This is a genomic window from Psychroserpens sp. (assembly GCF_034670085.1).
Lineage (GTDB): Bacteria > Bacteroidota > Bacteroidia > Flavobacteriales > Flavobacteriaceae > Psychroserpens.
Map to the genome: position 1 here is coordinate 66,245 of NZ_JAXMOD010000006.1, position 17,106 is coordinate 83,350.

12 protein-coding genes and 1 tRNA gene are annotated in these 17,106 nt (G+C 32.7%); 5 read left to right on the top strand and 8 right to left on the bottom strand.

Features of this window, described 5'->3' with window-relative positions:
* Positions 1 to 83: 83 nt before the first annotated feature.
* Positions 84 to 740 carry a 50S ribosomal protein L25/general stress protein Ctc gene (locus VOI25_RS11135; protein WP_323789154.1) on the bottom strand — a complete coding sequence of 219 codons (657 nt, stop codon included), beginning with the start codon at positions 738 to 740 and terminating at the stop codon, positions 84 to 86.
* A gap of 24 nt (positions 741 to 764) precedes the next feature.
* A complete protein-coding gene (locus tag VOI25_RS11140; protein ID WP_323789155.1) occupies positions 765 to 1,706 on the bottom strand; it encodes a ribose-phosphate pyrophosphokinase in 942 nt (313 codons plus the stop codon).
* A 145-nt stretch (positions 1,707 to 1,851) separates the two neighbouring features.
* On the opposite strand from VOI25_RS11140, the gene VOI25_RS11145 reads away from it, so the two are divergent.
* Positions 1,852 to 1,933 (top strand) — tRNA-Leu (locus tag VOI25_RS11145).
* Positions 1,934 to 2,062: 129 nt separating this feature from the next.
* Here the strand turns inward: VOI25_RS11145 and VOI25_RS11150 are convergent.
* From VOI25_RS11150 to VOI25_RS11165, 4 genes are read right to left on the bottom strand one after another with little or no spacing between them, the layout of a single operon-like run.
* On the bottom strand, positions 2,063 to 4,663 hold the full coding sequence (locus tag VOI25_RS11150) for a T9SS type A sorting domain-containing protein (RefSeq protein ID WP_323789156.1): 2,601 nt from the start codon (positions 4,661 to 4,663) through the stop codon (positions 2,063 to 2,065).
* 49 nt (positions 4,664 to 4,712) lie between these two features.
* Positions 4,713 to 7,217 carry a TonB-dependent receptor gene (locus tag VOI25_RS11155; protein WP_323789157.1) on the bottom strand — a complete coding sequence of 835 codons (2,505 nt, stop codon included), beginning with the start codon at positions 7,215 to 7,217 and terminating at the stop codon, positions 4,713 to 4,715.
* Positions 7,204 to 8,106, bottom strand: a complete 903-nt coding sequence (locus VOI25_RS11160) for a FecR family protein (protein ID WP_323789158.1) — start codon at positions 8,104 to 8,106, stop codon at positions 7,204 to 7,206. The genes VOI25_RS11155 and VOI25_RS11160 overlap by 14 nt, the downstream gene beginning before the upstream one ends.
* A 49-nt stretch (positions 8,107 to 8,155) precedes the next feature.
* Positions 8,156 to 8,689 carry a sigma-70 family RNA polymerase sigma factor gene (locus VOI25_RS11165; RefSeq protein ID WP_323789159.1) on the bottom strand — a complete coding sequence of 178 codons (534 nt, stop codon included), beginning with the start codon at positions 8,687 to 8,689 and terminating at the stop codon, positions 8,156 to 8,158.
* A gap of 146 nt (positions 8,690 to 8,835) precedes the next feature.
* Here VOI25_RS11165 and VOI25_RS11170 point away from each other — a divergent pair, with 146 nt between their 5' ends.
* Together VOI25_RS11170 and VOI25_RS11175 are read left to right on the top strand one after the other, a co-directional pair.
* Positions 8,836 to 10,980, top strand: a complete 2,145-nt coding sequence (locus VOI25_RS11170; protein ID WP_323789160.1) for a hypothetical protein — start codon at positions 8,836 to 8,838, stop codon at positions 10,978 to 10,980.
* 29 nt (positions 10,981 to 11,009) lie between these two features.
* Complete coding sequence (locus tag VOI25_RS11175) at positions 11,010 to 11,495, top strand: hypothetical protein (RefSeq protein WP_323789161.1); 486 nt, start codon at positions 11,010 to 11,012, stop codon at positions 11,493 to 11,495.
* Positions 11,496 to 11,598: 103 nt separating this feature from the next.
* Here the strand turns inward: VOI25_RS11175 and VOI25_RS11180 are convergent, their stop codons facing one another.
* Positions 11,599 to 12,048, bottom strand: coding sequence for a translesion error-prone DNA polymerase V autoproteolytic subunit (locus VOI25_RS11180; RefSeq protein WP_323789162.1), 450 nt, complete (start codon positions 12,046 to 12,048; stop codon positions 11,599 to 11,601).
* Between the two features lie 56 nt (positions 12,049 to 12,104).
* Complete coding sequence (locus VOI25_RS11185; protein WP_323789163.1) at positions 12,105 to 12,878, bottom strand: XRE family transcriptional regulator; 774 nt, start codon at positions 12,876 to 12,878, stop codon at positions 12,105 to 12,107.
* Positions 12,879 to 12,930: 52 nt separating this feature from the next.
* Between VOI25_RS11185 and dinB the strand changes: the two genes are divergently transcribed.
* Positions 12,931 to 14,145 (top strand): DNA polymerase IV, encoded by a 1,215-nt coding sequence (dinB, locus tag VOI25_RS11190; RefSeq protein WP_323789164.1) that lies wholly within the window; start codon positions 12,931 to 12,933, stop codon positions 14,143 to 14,145.
* Entirely contained in the window at positions 14,145 to 17,102 is a 2,958-nt protein-coding gene (locus VOI25_RS11195) for a DNA polymerase III subunit alpha (RefSeq protein WP_323789165.1), read from the top strand. The genes dinB and VOI25_RS11195 overlap by 1 nt, the downstream gene beginning before the upstream one ends.
* Positions 17,103 to 17,106 lie beyond the last annotated feature (4 nt).

Sequence of the window (17,106 nt, forward strand, 5' to 3'; positions counted from 1 at the left end):
TCCAGATAATCAAAGTTTTTGTAAAAATAAAAAAGCATTCTAAATAAATAGAATGCTTTTTATATTTAAAGAATAAATGTGTTCTATTCTTGAGTTTCAGTTGCTTCAGCTGCAGGAGCTTCTCCTCCTTCAGTAGTTGCTACTGCTCCTTCTTCTAATTCATCTTCATCTTCATCTTCATCATCAACAATAGCAGTTCTAGCAGTTTTGATTTGAACGACAACAGTATTGTCAGAATGTAAAATTGAGTACCCTTCACCTTCTAAAGCGGTAACATATAATTTACTACCAATTTTTAAAGGTGTGATATCGGCTTCTAAGAAATCTGGAAGATTCTTAGGTAAAGCTTTCACTCTTAATTTACGTCTGTTCTTACGAAGAACACCACCATTTAAAACACCTTTAGATGTTCCTATAACATGTACAGGAATATCCATTGCGATTTCTTTGTCTTCAAATAAGCGGTAAAAATCTACGTGTAAGATTTTATCTGTTACTGGGTGAAACTGAATGTCTTGTAAAACAGCATCGTAAGTTTCCCCATTTTCAACGGCAATCACAACTGTATGCGCATTAGGCGTGTATACAAGTTTTGAGAAAGCCAATTCAGGTGCTGAGAAATGCACTGTTTCGTTTCCTCCGTATAATACGCAAGGAACCTGGCCAGCATTACGTAAGGCTTTTGTTGCTTTCTTGCCTACGCTTTCTCTTTGAGATCCATTGATTGTAATTGATTTCATTGTTTTTGTTTATATTAATATTAATTACATTATAAATTTTGAACTTATTGATTTGTTGTAATGTACATTGTGCATTACATCTGCAAAAAGTTCGGCACAACTTAAAACTCTAATTTTAGAGTGTTGTTGTCTTAAAGGAATTGAATCAGTAACGATTAATTCTTCTAATTTTGAGTTTTCAAGCTTTTTATAAGCATCACCAGATAAAATGGGATGCGTACAAATAGCTCTAACGCTAAGTGCACCTTTTTCCATCATTAAATCGGCTGCTTTCGTTAATGTTCCGGCAGTATCTACCATATCATCAACTAATACTACATTTTTTCCAGTGACATCACCAATAAGTTCCATGTGAGAAATGACATTTGCTTTAGCACGTTGCTTATAACAGATTACGACATCACTTGCTAATGCTTTAGAATAGGCATAAGCTCTTTTCGAACCTCCCATATCTGGAGAAGCAATCGTTAAGTTGCTTAAGTTAAGTTCTCTTAAGTATGGTAAAAATATAGTTGAAGCAAACAAGTGATCCACAGGTTTTTCGAAAAATCCTTGTATCTGGTCTGCATGTAAATCCATTGTGATAATACGAGTAGCTCCAGCAACTTCAAGCATTTTTGCAACTAATTTTGCTGCAATAGGAACCCTTGGTTTATCTTTTCTGTCTTGTCTTGCCCATCCAAAATAAGGTAGAACTGCTGTAATGTGTCTTGCAGAAGCACGCTTTGCTGCATCAATCATTAATAGCATTTCCATTAAATTTTCAGGACCAGGATGAGTAGAACCTATTATAAAAACACGTGTGCCTCTAATAGATTCTTCATAAGATGGTTGAAATTCACCATCGCTGTAAGTTGACGTAATTACATTACCTAAAGGCACACCAAAAGTAGCTGCAATTTTCTCTGCGAGTTCTTTACTTTGGTTACAAGCAAAAATTTTTGCTTCTGTTGCTAAATTAGGCATATCTAATTGTTTGTTTGATAATGATTTAAACCACTTTCTTTAAACGAGGTGCAAATTTAGGAATTTATTTGGACTGAAAAAGCATAAAAGCCACTATTTTTAATGGATTGTAATAAATTATTTTATAGTTTTGCAGTCCAAAATTGCTCAAGTGGCGGAATTGGTAGACGCGCTGGATTCAAAATCCAGTGACTTCGGTCGTGTGGGTTCGATTCCCACCTTGAGTACAAAAAACCTTCAACCTTTTTTGGTTGAAGGTTTTTTAATAGAACATAGATTTAGTTTATTTTTTGATTATCATTATTGGAAATATTCCAGATTAACACTCAAATTTCTTACCTTTTAGCTTATCTTATTTAAATCTTAATAAACTTCTTAGTTATTTTCTTGTTTTCTGTTTGAAAATTTATAAAATAAACACCGTCTGTTAAATATGAGACATTAATGTCATGAGAATTTTGACTTGGCTTGATTTCCTGTATCAGCTTTCCAAGTAGATTAAATATTTGAATCTTTTCGATATTAAATTGCGATCTAATTGTTAGAACATCTTCAACTGGATTTGGATAAATTGTCACACTATCAAGCATTTCAAAATCATTGACACTTAAATTCTCCGTTACTACTGTTGTACTATAATTGTTTGTTTCAATAGGAAAGTTGAAATCAAAATAAATATTTGCATTATTAACAAATGTATCACCTTCTTCTAAAGTTGCTTGAGTTTTTATCTTGTACAAAATATAACCATCGTTATTGGCATCATCAAACGGAAGATTGATGTTTTCAAAAATAAACTCTATCTTATTTCCAGTTATACGCGTTACAAATTCATGATTACCACTTAAAACTTTGAGACTAGATAAATCAAATTTTTGAATATCAATTAAATTTTCAACAACAATATTTTCGGCAGGAAACGTACCTGTATTTTCAAAACGAATACGATAATGTACATAATCTCCAACCTCGTTTAATAGGATATTTTCACCTTCTAAGCAAACAATATCATTAGGATCAAAAGAGCCTACCACTATCTGATCTAAAGTGAATACATTATTCTCAGGAGTAATGTCATCAGTAACAGGGTTTACGGTAGCTATATAAGTCAAAACATCATCAATGTTAACAGGGAAATTTGGGTCAGTAGGTGGATTTACATTATACATGATGTTAATCGCAAAAGACTGAAAAGGAACTAAATCATTGAAATTCCATGTTAAACTATTTATATCAGACGTATCAAACGGAATATCAGACTCAATAAAAGTAACTACATCTTGTGGATAAGATAAATTCACATTGCCACTTAGGATTTGATTCCCTACATTTTTTACTAAAAGTTGATAATCTGAATTAAAACCTGGTCTAGCTGGAGTTATTGGAACAATTGTTACCTCTAAGTCATTTGTAACCGAATTAGGCACTATACAAATGTCTTGCTCAAAAGGACTGTTTTCTGAAGGGAAGTTTACAGTGAAACTTTCTGGAATAACATCAAAAAGTGTTGGATCGATAGAAACAGGTGTAACAGTATAGCTTCCAGCTTGCACAGGAATGCGATAAGACCCAGAACTATCAGCAACACCTATTGCCTCAATAGAGCCATCATTAATTGTATATGTCATAAAGGGAACCATGGCATCTGTAATAGAACATCCGTCACTTTCAAAATCAAACTGTGTCTGACCTTGTATTTCATAAAACTCACCACCAGGAGTAAAAGAGCAATAGGTATTTATGTTGGTATTTTCGTAACCATTGACGGTTAACCAAGCTTGAACAGCATTTAATTGCTCATCATCTGCACACACATATTGTAAATTTGGTAGGTTGTTAATATTGATATTAAAAAGTGATTCAATACTTCCGTTTTTAAGAAGAATAGATTCTAAATTTGGATTACTACCAAATGAACCCCAATTTAAGTTGACACAATTGTTCAAGTTAATTTCAGTTAAAAGATTATTTGCTAATTTGATTTGATAAATTTCATTAGCATCTGCCAAAATTAAATTTTCTAATACATTGTTTTCAACTTCAACAATTACTGTGCTGGGAACATCCGATAAATCTAGTGTAGTTAATTGATTGTCTATCATTACAAGTGTAAAAAAGAGTGGACAATTTTGAATATTGAAATTGCTAATCATATTTCCATTTGCGCTAATGGATTGTAATACTGGTAAATCGTGAACTACTAAAGAGGATACTTGATTGTAAGCAATATTTATGTTACCAAGACTTACGGCTCCTGTGACATCGATTGTTGAAATATTGTTGTTTTCAGCAAACATCGTTGACAAATTTGTAAGTCCGCTTAAGTCTAAACTTGTTAAAGCTCCATATTGACAATTTAAATCCTCAAGCGCAGTACAGCCATTTAAATTTATGGTTGTCATAACGTCATTACTACTACAAGAAAGATCAGTGAGATTAGTTAAATTACTAACATCCAATGCAGTAAGATTGTCACAATAACTAATGTCAAAAAAGGTTAGTGAGCTAAGAGAGCTTACATCGATTGTGCTGAACGGATTTCCATGCGCCCAAAAAATCTGCAGGTTAGAAAGACCTGTAAGATTTGTTAATGTTAAGTTGTTATTGCTAAAATTGAGATATTCTAAATTAGTGAAAGCTGTTCCATCAAAAGTAGATATATCATTTAAATTTATTCCTAAACTTATTAAATTAATGAAGTGTTCTAACCCAGTAAGGTTTGTTAAATTACTTGAGCTGAGATCTAATTCATAAATAACCTGTGCTTCTGCAATATCAATCTCGTTGTCAGTATTGGTGTCAATTATTACAGAATCTCCATTGACATCTAATGCAGTAAAGTTTGTAGTATTTGCTGATAACAATTTGTTTTTTAATTCTACGTCTGTAAAATTGATAATTTGTCCTTGAACGAAACACGTAAAGAGTAAAATTGTAGTGTAGTAAAAAGCTTTCATAATATTAAGTATTAATTATAATTGTAAGGTTATTTTGGTTGTTTTTGTTTTAAAAATAAACACGTACTACAGCATTAGTAGTTAGGCCTAAAGAGAATCTTGAAAACCCTTCAGTCGCATTATTTTCATTAACTCTATAATAATTATTAATTGCATTTTCTCTATTAGATATATTCCAGATAGAAGCTCCAATTTCTGACCTAAATGTGTTATTTATTTTGAACTTATAAATTGCTGAAGCATCTATCCTCAAATAATCAAGTAACCTTTCATTATTGGCTTGGTCAAAATTCACCTCGTCATCTAAGATTTCAGAACCAACTAAAGGAATTGAAGTTGGGTTTCCGGTTCTATAATTTATACCAGCAGATATATTCCAAGATGTGTTACTAAAAGTGGTTCCGAGGGTTACCGAGTGCGTAATATCAAAATTGCTTGGAAACTGAATCTCTTCAAGATTTTCAAAAGTGTAAGTGTTGTTTATATAAGAATAGCTTAACCAACTATTAAAATTATTAAATGTCTTTCTACATAGAAACTCAAAACCTAAGACATCATAACTTCCTTTTTCTTTAGCAAATTCATATTTTGTAGTAAAGCTCTGACTTTGTGTAGTAATACCATTTACTGTTTTGTAATATCCTTTTGCATCCAATAACCAACCGCTATTTTTATACATAAATCCAAGTGAAACTTGTTTACTTTGTATGATTGGTATGCTATCGTTATCTGTTAATTGCCAACGTCGATTTTCGATGCCTAAAAAATCATTTTGAAAATTAACTATCTGTGAAGTACTTTGATGTTTAAATTCCCCTTGAGCTTCAATTTCTATTTGATTACCAATTGATTTTCTTAAATTCAATCTAGGCTCGATAATTAGTCTTTCAAACCTAGTTAGGTAATTTGCTCTAACACCTCCTCTAACTGAAAAGTTATTATTTGAGTTCTTATACCATGCCTGTCCAAAAGCGCCATGCTCTCTTAATATTTCTTCATCACGTCTTACAAATCTTGGTAAATCAATATCGTTTAAGTTGATGACTTCAGTTTCTGTAAATTGATATCCAAGATTAAACCGCCATAAATTTTCTTCAAAGCTATTATCAATTTTAATACTTGTTTCAGAAACAATATTCTCTTGCAATTGAAGCTGATTACTCAATACATCGGCATTTAATGCTTGAAGTTTATATTCACTATTGTAAACATTGATTCTTGATGAAAAGGCTTCGTTCCATTGTCTTTTGTAATTAAGGCCAACAGCTAGACTGTTTTGAGATATTTTGCTCCGTCTGGTTCGTAAATTGCTATTGATGTCAGCGGTTTCATTGAAGCCCAAATCATTATTTACTAGAATAAAATTTAATCGAATATGATCTTTATCTGTTGGTTGATATAACCATCTGAAAGATGTATCATAGAAATTAAATTCTTGATTAGAATTAGTAACATTAGAGACATTATTTTCCGCTTCTGTATCCTGTGTTACTCTATCAAAATAGACATCGTAGGTAGGTGTTCTTACAAAGTCATCTAAAGACTTTCTTGATGCAATTTGAAGGGATGATTTATTTCCTATGGGAATATTTGAAAATAATTCTGCATTTAAAAAATTAACTCCAAAAATACCATTGAATTTTGAATCGATTTGTTTGTCAGTTTGCATGTGAATGGTTCCAGAGACACCATCTGTTAATGATACATCTGAACCATTATTAATAACACTTGCTGTTTGAGTCATGAGTGGATTGAAACTGGATATAAGACCAAAAAAGTGTCCCGTTTGATACATCTTAATATCATCCCACAGAATCAAATTCTGGTCATTTGAACCACCTCTAATATTGATGTTTGAAACCGTTTCATCAACACTTAGAACACTAGGTAGGGCTTGGACTGTTTGAAGCACATCAGATTCTATAAGACCGGGTAATAGGCTAAAACGACTGTAATCAATAGATGTCGTCCAATCTTGTCTTTTATCAATACCTCTTACAAGATAAGTTTCAATGAGTACTGGTGCGATGACCTCTTGTTGAACTAACATTGTAATTGTTCCACATTGCTCCAAGTCGAAATAGGTGACTTGACGTTCAATAGTTTTAAATCCTAGATGTCTTATGGTTACAATTTCATTTGTAGACTTTAATACGATTTCAAAAAAACCATTCTCGTCAGTTAAAGCATAAGCAAATTTACCATTGATAGTTGCGCCCAAAAGTGGTTGTTCTAAATCTGAATCTTTAATATAGCCACACAATCTTACAGCTATAGAAATGCTGTAAACTAAATTACTTACCTTCTCAAATATTAAATCAGATTGCTTTTCTAGATTTTTAATTTTTACAGACAAACTCAAATCTTGAGATACCGGAATAACAGTTACATCATTTAAAAGATTACTCTCATAATTAAAAATTATACCGTGTTGATTAGTGATTTCTTCAAGTACTTCAAAAATTGGTACTTTCTTTTCCGTACTTTGACCTTGCGATTTTAATATCGAAACGAGACACAGTAATAAAAATATATGAAAATTAGTTCTGTCCATTCCTTATTATGACCTCGTTAGTATTCTGTACGATGTAGGTCAAGTTAAGGGGTTGGGTTATTGATTTTAAGGCCTTTTCAAGGTTGTTATGTTCAAAAGCACCCGTGAAATTCATAGGTGTATCAGATGTATAATGAATTTTAACATCATATTGGTTTTCAAATTCTGCTATAACATCTTTTAACGTAGCATTTTCAAAAACACTCATATTTTTAAGCCAATAAGGTTCTGCGATTACAATACTTGATTTCACACCTACACCAGAGTCTAATATAAACTCTGTACCAGCAGGCAGCTTAATTTCATTATTTTCATAAGTTACTTGAACCAAGCCTTCATAACAGGACACTTTAAAAACACCATCTCTGGATAAGACATTAAACTCTGTGCCTAATACGCTTACTTTTCCAAATTGGGTGTTGACATCGAATTGTTTTCCTTTTTCTACGTCAAAAAAGGCTTCACCTTTTAGATTTATTGACCTATTTTCATCCCAATCAGAACTATTGTAGTCTAACTCTGATAACTCATTTAGGTTAACTATAGAGTTGTCTGGTAAGGTAACAGTTTCATTTTGAGCTAAAACAGTCTTTAACGAGCTAATTTGGTTTTTATTTATTAATGTGAATATAGCAAAGCCAATAACAAAAATAGCAGCTATGCTTGAAACAACTTTAATCCAATTTGTAGAAGTGTTTTTATCGGAATTTAATTTGTTATTCAACAATTCAAAAGATTCTACTTGTGCATTAGTGTTGCCACTAAACCGCTGAGCTTCCTCAATGATTTCATTATATAACTCAGCATCTTCTAACATATCAAAAGACTTGGCTTCTGTATCAGACAGTTCATTGTTTAACCACTTTTTTAAAAGGTATTCTTTTTGCATAATAAGCTGTTATATATTTAAAACAACTTTAATTTGAATTGTCCCAGAATTATTTTCGATTTAATTCTTCAAGTTCACTTTTAAGTTTGTTAAAAGCCGCATAAATTCTATGTTCAGCCACTTTTTTTGTGATGCCTAAAATTTCTGCAACTTCCTTATGTGTTTTACCATCTACCTTGTTCAAGAGGAACGCAGCTCTTTCTTCTTCTTTTAACTGTGACAGTACATATTCAAACCGTTTCAGAAATTCTTTTTTTCGTAAAATAAATTCGGGAGTTTCATTTGTGTAATCTTTCGGTTTTACCTGTTGATATTTTAACACTACCTTTTGATGTTTGACTTCATTTAACATCATATTATTTGCTGTAGTATATAAATAGGATTTTGCAGCTTCAGGAGTAATTTTAGAACAGTTTTCCCAAAGTTTAATAAATGCTTCTTGAACTTTATCAGTGGGATTTAATAGATCGCCATATTTGTAAAAGAGGATGTTGCTCAATGTTTGGGCATACTTCTCATAGAGTTTTGAAAAGCGAATCTTATCACATATATCTTGATGCAATGATTTTGGCAAGGTTTCCATTTTTTGATTTCTGAAGTGAAAGGTAAATAAAAAATAATCTATTTTTTCTTGGGATATTTTTTTAATAAGTTGTTTTAAGAATAAAGAGGCGAATAATTAGCCAACTGACAAACGAACTTGAAAATCACAATAAAACTTTTTTAGCTATGAAAACATTTAAACCAATCTTACTACTAACTCTTAGTGTTTTATTCACTTTGACTTCTTGTAGAACCGAAGACGATTTAGCGATTGATCCACCAGTTGAGGAAACAATTGAAGCCAATTCAACAGTAGCAGACTTATTAAGTAGAACAGCATCTAATGATGGTTCAGATGATAACATTATTGATAATGCGAGTTGCTTAAGTGTTCAACTTCCTGTTACTGTAACTGTTAATGGCATTGAACTTGAAATCAATGATGACGATGGTTATGAAGACATTGAAGATATTATCGATTTGTTTGATGATGATGTGGACTCTGTTGTGATTTCATATCCAATTACAATAATTTTAGTAGATTTTTCAACAGTAGTTGTTAACTCTGATTCTGAATTAGCAGCTCTTGTTGTTAATTGTGTTGGAGAAAATGAAGATGATGACGATATTGAATGTATTGATTTTCAATACCCTATCACAGCTTCAGTTTTAGATGAAAACAATAATTTAATTAACTCCATTACTATCAATAGTGATAATGATATGTATGATTTTATTGATGATTTGGATGGATTTGCAGCAGCTACAATTAACTTTCCTATAACTGTAATATTTGCTGACGGAACAACGCAAGTCATAAATACCATCCAAGAGCTAGAAAATGCTATTGAAATGGCTGATGATAGTTGTGATGAAGATGATGATAACGATTTTGATGATGATGACTGTGATTCTTGTTCAACAAATGACCTTGACACAATTTTTGCAGACTGTACAGAATGGTCAGTGGACAAATTAGAGCGTAATGACAACGACCTTGAAGATAACTATGTAGGATATGAATTTGAATTTAATAGCGATGGAACAATTTTAGTTACTCAAGGAATTAATACTTTTAATGGCACTTGGGAAGCTTCTGGAACAGGCAATACTATTTCAGTAATCATTAATGTAATAGGATTGTCTGATTTTAATGACACTTGGAATTTACATGAGATAGAGCAAGAGCCAGGCGAGGTGAAAGTAGATTTAAGATTAGGAGATGATCGCTTAAGGTTTGAAAGTGATTGTTCAAGTAATGGAAGTATTGATGATACAGCCTTAGTCAACGCTTTAACTAATGGAGATTGGTATGTAACTTATTATTTTGATGATACAGATGAAACCGCAGACTTCACAGACTATACCTTCAATTTTGCATCAGACAATACAGCAACTGCTATGGATATGAGTGGAACCACTAATGGTTCATGGTCAACATCATCAGGAGATAATACCGAACTAGGTTTAAATTTAAACTTTGGGACAGGTATTCCGCTTGATGAATTAGCTGATGATTGGGATGTACTTGAGGTGACAAATGACATTATCAGATTAAAAGATATTAGTGGTGGAGATGGGTCTGAAGACTTTTTAACTTTTGAAAGAACACCTTTTAATGGTGGTATAAATGATACAGCCTTAGTCAACGCTTTAACTAATGGAGATTGGTATGTAACTTATTATTTTGATGATACAAATGAAACCCCAGACTTCGCAGACTATACCTTCAATTTTGCATCAAACAATACTGCAACTGCAATGGATATGAGTGGAACGACTAATGGCTCTTGGTCAACAACATCAGGAGATGATACAGAACTAGGATTAAATTTAAATTTTGGAACAGGTATTCCACTTGATGAATTAGCTGATGATTGGGATGTATTGGAAGTCACAAATGATATTATCAGATTAAAAGATATTAGTGGTGGAGATGGTTCAGAAGACTTTTTAACTTTTGAAAGAACACCTTTTGATGGTGGCAACGGAAACGATGACTTGGAAGATATTTTAACTGATGGCTTATGGATAGTGGCTTCTTATACTGAAGATGCAGACGACCAAACGGGAAACTACAGTGGTTATCAATTAGACTTCGATCCTGCAGGAACTGTTGTAGCTGATAATGGTAGTAATCCTAATAATGGGACTTGGATGGTAATAAGTAGTGGTAATCAAATGGTATTAGACTTTGGAATAGCAATCCCTTTTGAAGAGTTTAATGACGATGATTGGGATGTGATTTCAGTTTCTGCTACCGAAGTGGTAATCCAAGATGTGAGTGGAGGTGGAGGAGGAACGGATACTCTAACACTACAAAAACTATAAAATAATAGTATCAATCTAAAAAATTAATTATGAAAAAAGTATTTAACCTCGGACTTTTATTAATGTTAAGTTTTTCTCTAATGTCATCAATGTGTACAAATGATGATGATGGTGGAAACCCAAATAATAACACTTTACAAATAGCAGAAATAGTTAGTACTGCCCAATCTGGAGCGTGGCGAATTACAAATTTTAATGATTCTGGTCAAAATGAAACCTCTGATTTTAATGATTATGACTTTAGCTTCAATTCTGATGGTTCGCTTGTAGTAACAAATGGTTCAAATACAGTGACAGGTTCGTGGTCTGTTACAGACGACAGCAATAGTAATGATGATAGTAGTAGTGACGACGATATTGATTTCAATATATTTTTTCCAGTTCCTGAGAGTAATGATTTTGAAGACCTTAATGATGATTGGGATATTGTATCAACATCTTCAACTAAAATTGAACTGATTGATGTTAGTGGTGGTAATGGAGGTACAGACATGCTCACTTTTGAAAAAAATTGATAAGAAAAAAAGTATATAAGTTAGTCAAATTCTCCCTCAGCCCCAAAATATTTGATTAATAGCAAGCCAACTGTGAGTTTCTCATGGTTGGTTTTTTTTATTTTCACATCCTCTTAATGACATGTGTCACAATTCCCCAAATTTGAAAATTATTACTTTCTGCTACTAGAATGGGATCGTAAATTGGGTTTTCGGGTTGCAGATAGACACCTTCAGAGGTTACTTTTAAACGCTTTACCGTAAATTCTCCATCAAGAAAACACACCGCAATTTGTTTGTTTTGTGGACTAATACTTTTATCAACCACAAGTAAGTCTCCATCATCTAATCCTGCACCAATCATTGATTGTCCGCTAACTTTAGCATAAAAAGTGGTGTCTTTATTTCTTACTAAGGTTTTGTCTAGGCTAATTTTAGATTCGGCATAATCGTTTACGGGAGATGGTAATCCAGCTGAAATACCCGTTTGAGCTAATGCCACTTCTAAAGGATCACTAGTATCTGGAGTATAAAACTCAAGCGCATTTTTTGGAGTTAAGAATTTTAATGACATAGTATTTGGGACTTATAGTTCTCTATAAATTTAGATTATTTTTTTAAAACAAAACATTATCTCATCGTTTTTTCGAGCGCTTTTAATTCAACTCCTAAACCGCTAAACATATTGATGATGCTACTAATTTTTAATTCTTCTTCACTATATTCTTGCGTATTAATACTACAAGTAAATTCCCATAGTTCTAGAACCTCGTTAATAGGAACTTTGTAAGCGTTATAGGTTTTGTTATCTGAGATTAACGTTAAAGTACCATCAATGGCAATATCATTGTTTACTCTTTTATAAACCATACCATCATTTAGGGTTACTAAAATATATGTTTTTCCTGATTTAATGTCGTTTCGATTTTCAATAAAACGACCAACAACAAAAGCACCATCTTTCATAGGTAGCATAGAATCTCCTTTAATTGGGAAAGCTCTATGTTTTCCTGTTGGCAAAAAAGGAAGCTTTATTTTTTGAAGTTGTTCAATATATTCTGGATCATCATAACCGGATAGATATCCAGCGGAAGCTTTGACTGGGACTACTTCAATTAAATTTTCGTTATCATTATCTACAGTTATAGGGAATAATACACGTTGATTATTTAATTCAATAAATGAAACATCTTTAGCTTTTGTTAGATCATTCCGCAAAATAATATCAATAGGAATCTTGAAATAATCTGATAGTTTTAATAGCAATTCGATGGTAGGTGATGAGCGACTTTCTTCATAAGAGCCTATACGCGAGCGTGTAACGCCTAGCTCTTCAGCTAAACCTTCTTGAGACAACTTTTTTAAGTGTCTTAAATGTTTAATGTTTTTTGCAATAAAACTCATATTACTACAAATATAAGCAATAATTACTAGAATATGTAGCTAATTTTGTGTTATGCGAAATAGTATTTTACATTTTGATTTAGACACCTTCTTTGTGTCTTGTGAACGCCTTATTGACAGCAGATTACAAAACAGACCATTGCTTGTTGGTGGCACTGGAGATAGAGGTGTGGTCGCGGCATGTAGTTATGAAACAAGAGTATTTGGTGTGCATTCTGGTATGTCAATGAAAGTTGCTAGAAGATTGTGTCCAGAGGCTGTTGTTATAAAAGGTAATTCAGGGATATATTCAAAATATTCGCATTTAGTAACAGATATCGTTAAAGAAAGTGTACCTGTTTTTGAAAAGGCTAGTGTTGATGAATTTTACGCAGACCTTACAGGAATGGATAAGTTTCACGGTTGCTATAAATATGCGTCAGAGTTAAGACAAAAAATTATAAAGGAAAGTGGTTTGCCAATTTCTTTCGGTTTATCTGAAAATAAAATTGTGTCTAAAGTAGCTACAGGAGAGGCAAAACCTAATAATCAATTAAAGATAGATTCAGGATATGAAAAGTCGTTTTTAGCACCTTTATCTATTCGGAAAATTCCTTCCGTAGGAGCAAAAACATATCAAATACTAAGAAATTTAGGTGTCGATAAAGTTAGTGTTGTTCAGCAAATGCCATTAGATATGATGATAAGTGCTTTGGGAGCTAACGGAAGAACCATATGGAAACGAGCGAATGGTATTGACAATCCACCATTAATCCCATATCATGAACGAAAATCGATTTCTACAGAACGAACCTTTACTAAGGACACCATTAATATGAAGCAGCTAAGAACTACCATTTTTGCAATGGCCGAAAATTTGGCGTTTCAACTTAGAAGAGGTAATAAATTAGCAAGCACCATAAGTGTAAAAATTAGGTATTCAGATTTTAACACCTATAGTAAACAGATTAAAATTCCTTATACAAGTGCAGACCATATTATCATACCAAAAGCCTTAGAGTTATTTGAAAAACTACACCAAAGGCGATTATTAATTCGCTTAGTTGGTGTAAAGATTAATGATATTGTTAGTGGTAATTACCAGATACATTTATTTGATGATACCGAAGATATGATAAACCTCTACAGTGCTATGGATACCATACGAGATCGATATGGAGAATTGAGTATTATGAGAGCGTCTTCAATGGGAGCAAAGACGATTGGTAGATTTCAAAATCCGTTTAATGGCGAACCACCTGTTTTATTGGCACATAGAAAACAATAATGTATCTCAATTGTCATACATATTATTCTTTGCGATATGGTACTTTTTCTGAAATTGAACTTTTAGAGCTTGCCAAACAACATGGTATAGATACTTTGGTTTTAACAGATATTAATAATACATCTGCCTGTCTAAATTTTATTCGGAAAGCGAAAGCGTATAACATTAAACCTATCGTTGGTATAGACTTTAGAAATAATGCCAAGCAAAACTTTATTGGAATTGCTAAAAACAACGAAGGATTTAAAACGTTAAACGCTTTTCTATCTTACCATTCTGAAAACAATATCACGATACCAGATGTAGCTCCAGAACTTGGAAACTGCTACATTATTTACCCATTTGAAAGAGCCTTAGAACTCGAGATTGCAGCCTACAAAGACAATGAATATATTGGTGTTTCTGTTGAAGAATTAAGAAAGCTTCCGTTTTCAAGATTACATCGTTTTAAAGATAAGTTGGTGGTTTTGCAAACGGTAACGATTAGAACTAAAAAGGACTTCAATGCACACAGACTTTTACGCGCTATAGATAATAACACCTTATTAAGTAAGCTGGAAAAATCGCAGGAATGTAAGCTTACAGATAGGATGTTATCGGCAGAGAAATTAAAAGAAGCTTTTAGTGATTTTTCTCATATCATAACCAATACCAAAAACCTATTAGACCGTTGTAGTATTAATTTTGGATTTGGCGATAAGCGAATCTCACAAAATTTGAAGTGTTATACCGATTCAGCTGAAGAAGATTTTGAACGCTTAGAATTGTTGTGCTCACAAGGGTTGAGAAAACGATATTCAAATCCGAATACAACAGTTTTGCAACGGTTAAAAGTAGAGTTAGATACAATTAAAACTATGAACTTTGTATCGTTTTTTTTAATCAATCACGATATCGTTTCTTATGTAAAACGTCAAGGTTATTTTCATGTCGGAAGAGGTAGTGGAGCAAATAGTATTGTGGCTTATATTATTGGAATTACAGACGTAGATCCTATAGAACTGGATTTATATTTTGAACGATTTATTAATCCGTTTAGAGCATCACCTCCAGATTTTGATATCGATTTTTCGTGGAAAGATAGAGATGATGTAACCGCTTATATTTTCAGAAGATTTAAACACACTGCCTTACTAGCAACCTATAATACATTCAAATATAGAGCTGTTGTTAGAGAGTTAGGCAAAGTTTTCGGTTTGCCAAAAGAAGAAATAGATAAACTAAGTAAAGGACATTTTCAGGTTTCAAATCTAGATGATATTTCTAAACTCGTCTTAAAGTATGGCAAACTCATTGAAGGGTTTCCAAATTATTTGAGTGTGCATTCTGCTGGTATTCTAATTTTAGATCAGCCAGTGCACTATTATTCGGCAACAAATTTGCCTCCTAAAGGATTTTCTACGGTTCAATTTGATATGATTATTGCTGAAGATATAGGTGTTTTTAAATTTGATATTTTAGGACAGAGAGGACTTGCGAAAATCAAAGATGCTCTCAAGATTATTAAGGAAAATAGGCCAGAAGTTCCGCCAATAGATATCACCAATGTTGAAGCTTTTAAAAAAGATAAACGCATAAATAAGTTGTTAAAAACTGGAGGTGCCATTGGTGCTTATTATGTAGAGTCACCTGCAATGCGAGGTTTAATGACGCAACTGCAAACACAAGATTATTTGGGTTTGGTAGCTGCTAGTTCTATTATAAGACCTGGTGTATCTGGTTCTGGAATGAAAGACGAGTTTATAAAACGTCATCGTCAACCTGAGAGACGCAAAAACGCCCATCCGATTTTATTGAAAATCATGCCAGAAACCTATGGTGTTATGGTGTATCAAGAAGATGTCCTTAAAGTCGCTAATCAGTTTGCAGACTTAACGTTAGGAGAAGCCGATGTGCTTAGGAGAGGCATGAGTGGTAAGTTTCGTTCAAGAGAAGAGTTTGTAGCGGTTGAACAAAAATTCATAGACAATTGTAGGCATAAAGGGTTTACTGACGATTTGATTTTTGAAGTATGGAATCAAATTAAAAGCTTTGCAGGTTATGCTTTTGCCAAAGGACATTCAGCATCTTATGCAGTAGAAAGTTACCAAAGTTTATTTCTAAAGTGCTATTATCCACTTGAGTTTATGACTGCGGTATTAAATAATGGAGGTGGTTTTTATAGCGCAGAACATTATTTGCATGAAGCCAAAATGCAAGGCGCAACTATATGTTTACCTTGTATAAATAACAGTGACCATCCTAATAGATTAATAGGTGCTTCTATCTATTTGGGCTTTGGGTATTTAAGACAGCTAGAACGATTTACAATTCAAAGATTACTCACAGAAAGGCAATTACATGGTAACTATTTGTCTTTAGATGATTTTATTGATAGGGTTATTATCAGTATAGAACAATTAACCATTCTAATTCGAATAGATGCGTTTAGATTTACCAAACAGCTTAAAACAGAATTGCTATGGAAGGCCATTTTTAAGTTAAATGCAAATGGATTAAAAACTCAACAATCGAAATTATTTAAAATTCAACATAAGGCGTATAAATTACCGAAACTTAATTCTAATTGGATTGAAGATGCTTATGATGAAATGGAACTTCTAGGCTTTCCTTTATGTAATTATTTTAAACTCGTAAGTGAAGAAATGCAAGGTGGTGTTCTCGCTTCTGAAATGAAGAATCATATCAATAAAAAAATCCTCATTTACGGAAGCTTAGTCACCACACGATTTAATAAAACCTATAAAGGTCAACTGATGCGGTTAAGCACATTTATTGATCAGCAAGGCGATTATTTTGATGCTGTTCATTTTACAGATGTTGTAGACAAATATCCAATACATGGATTAGGTGTGTATGCATGCTTCGGAAATATTACAGATCGATTCGATTTTTACAGTATGAGTGTTGTTTGGTCTAAGAAATTATCGATTGTAAAAGACCCAAGAAATAATTAGTTCT